The sequence below is a fragment of the Acidovorax sp. SRB_24 genome (genome assembly GCF_012931925.1).
On record NZ_MWOM01000329.1, the window covers coordinates 1 to 282 of the forward strand.

Below are 282 nucleotides of genomic sequence, written 5' to 3' on the forward strand. Positions count from 1 at the left end.
CCGGCCTGGCGCACCGGCCCCAGCGCCGCAAAGCCCGGGCCCTGCGGCTCGGCCAGCCACTGGCGCAGCACGTCGACGCCGGGCCGGGAGAGCACGCGCGCGCGCGCCGCCACCATCGCATGCTCGAGCGTCGGCGCCGTCGCCGCCGTGCTGCTGCCGGGCGGCAAGCGCGCGTGCATGTCGGCGATGCGCTGCGTGGTCAGCGGGTGGCTGCGCAGGTAGGGCCAGGAGCCGTTGTCGTTGAGGCGGTTGGCCTGCTGCAGCTTGTCGAACATGCTGACG

The 282-nt window shown here is 75.5% G+C and carries 1 pseudogene; it reads right to left on the reverse strand.

Features of this window, described 5'->3' with window-relative positions:
* A pseudogene (locus tag B2J89_RS22145) lies at nucleotides 1-282 on the reverse strand (peptidase M48); the annotation flags it as partial.